This is a genomic window from Streptomyces sp. ActVer (assembly GCF_027270795.1).
Taxonomy (GTDB): domain Bacteria; phylum Actinomycetota; class Actinomycetes; order Streptomycetales; family Streptomycetaceae; genus Streptomyces; species Streptomyces umbrinus_A.
In genome coordinates, this window is sequence record NZ_JAPWHT010000836.1 from 1 (window position 1) to 1879 (window position 1879).

Consider the following 1879-nt stretch of genomic DNA (forward strand, 5'->3'; position numbering starts at 1 on the left):
GGCCCTCGGCGGTCGGCACGACGGCCGCCTCCGGCAGTCCGGCGTCCGGTGGCGGTTCGGCGGACGGCTCCAGCAGCCGGTCCGCCGGTGCCGACAGCCCGGCGGCCCACTCCGGTGGCGCGGCCGTCAACGTCCAACGGGCGGCGACCGGTTCAGGCGGTACGGCCGTCACGCCGGCCACCACCGGCTCGGCCGGTACGTCCCCCCTCTCCGGCAACTCGGCACCCGGGCCGGTCCGTCCGGCGGCCGATCACGGTCCCCGGGCGACTCGCCCTGGTGGACCGGCGGCCAACTCGGCCGACAGGGCGGCCGGTTCCGCCGGCGTCGGCACCGAGGCGGCGACCTCTTCCGCCGGTACGGCGAGCAGCGCGGCGACCGCCGTCCCCGACGCCATGCCCAACACCGGGCCCGGCAGGGCGGGGGGCAACGTCCAGCGAGCGGCGGCCGACCTCCATGGCACGGCCCCCGATCAGGGCGGATCAACGACCGGTCCCAGCAGGGCAACCACCGGTCCTGGCCCCGTACCTGCCAGGCCCGGCAACGCTGTGGTCAACGTCCAACGAGCGACGTCCAACCCCGGCAGTACGACGTCCGAGCCCGCCGCCGCAACGACCACCAGTCCTGCCACGACGGCCGCCGGTACCGACAGCGCGGCGGTCCGCGTCCAGAGGTCGGCGGCCGACCCCGGCAGCATGCCGGCCCGCCCCGCCGGGACGACCACCGGCTCCAGCACGGCCGGGAAGAGCCCCAGCCACACCGCGCCCGGACCGAGCGGTGCGGCGCAACACGGCGACGCGGCGACCGGCGTCCAGCGGACTCCCGCCGCACCCAGCGGCACGCCAACCTCCACCGCCGGAACGGCAACCGGGCCCAGGAACGCAGCGCCCAACTCCGGCAGCACAGCCACCCGTTCCAGCGGCACGGCTGCCAACGCTCAACGGGCGACCACCAGTTCAAGCAGCTCGCCTGCGTCCTCCGCCGGAACGGCAACCAGCCCCAGGGACGCGGTAGGCAACTCCGGGGACACGGCGGCCCGCTCCGGCAGCGCGGCCGTCAACATCCAGCGGGCGAGCACCAGTTCCAGCAGCACGGCTGCCAACATCCATCCCGCGACCACCAGTTCGAGCGGCACGCCAACCGCGTCCGCCGCAGCGGCAAATGGGCCCAGGGATGCGGCAGCCAACTCCGGCAGCCACGCGACCCGTTCCAGCAGCACGCCAGTCAACATCCAACGGGCAACCACCAGTTCAAGCAGCACATCAGCCACCTCCGCCGGAACGGCACATGGTCCCGGGGACGCAGGGTCCAACTCCGGTGACACAGGCACTCGTTCCGGCAGCGCGTCAGTCAACATCCAACGGGCAAGCACCAGTTCAAGCGGCGCAGCCGCCACACCGACCACAGCCGGCTCCGCCGGCACGGCACCCGGCCCCGTCCGTCCAACGGCCGACCGCAGCCACGACGGCCCGGCACCTCACCCGGTCGGTCCGGCAGCCGGGAACCCTGCCGACAGGGCGGCCGCCACCACCACGACATCCCATGCCGACAGCCGGACGCCCAGCCCCGGCAACCCGGTAGCCCCGGGCTCCGAGGCAGGGAAGGCCCCCTCCGCGAACTCGTCTGCTCCCGGCCCGAGTCGGGGTGGACCCACCACCCCCACCACCAAGCCGGTGCTGCCGAGCACTCAGTCCAGCGCGGGCCCGCGCCCGGTGCAGCGGAGTGCCTCCGCCCCGGCCCGGCGCCTGGGCCTCGGTGCGCCGACCTCGGGGAACGTGTCCACCACCGGCCCGACGACCGCACTCCCGGGACCGGCGACCCAGCTCCCCGTCGCCTCGGCCACCCCCGCGGGCCCGGCGGGCCAGCCGGGCGCTTCGGCACC

General features: G+C 75.5%; 5 protein-coding genes. All 5 read right to left on the minus strand.

What is annotated here, in order from left to right:
* On the minus strand, positions 1-217 hold a 217-nt coding region (locus O3Q52_RS52605), incomplete at its 3' end, for a hypothetical protein (protein ID WP_269655471.1).
* 33 nt (positions 218-250) lie between these two features.
* Positions 251-394 (minus strand): hypothetical protein, encoded by a 144-nt coding sequence (locus tag O3Q52_RS52610; RefSeq protein ID WP_269655472.1) that lies wholly within the window; start codon positions 392-394, stop codon positions 251-253.
* Positions 395-469: 75 nt separating this feature from the next.
* Complete coding sequence (locus tag O3Q52_RS52615; RefSeq protein WP_269655473.1) at positions 470-931, minus strand: hypothetical protein; 462 nt, start codon at positions 929-931, stop codon at positions 470-472.
* A gap of 3 nt (positions 932-934) precedes the next feature.
* Positions 935-1258 carry a hypothetical protein gene (locus tag O3Q52_RS52620; RefSeq protein WP_269655474.1) on the minus strand — a complete coding sequence of 108 codons (324 nt, stop codon included), beginning with the start codon at positions 1256-1258 and terminating at the stop codon, positions 935-937.
* Positions 1259-1684: 426 nt separating this feature from the next.
* Positions 1685-1879: hypothetical protein (locus tag O3Q52_RS52625; protein ID WP_269655475.1), on the minus strand; the 195-nt coding region annotated here is incomplete at its 5' end.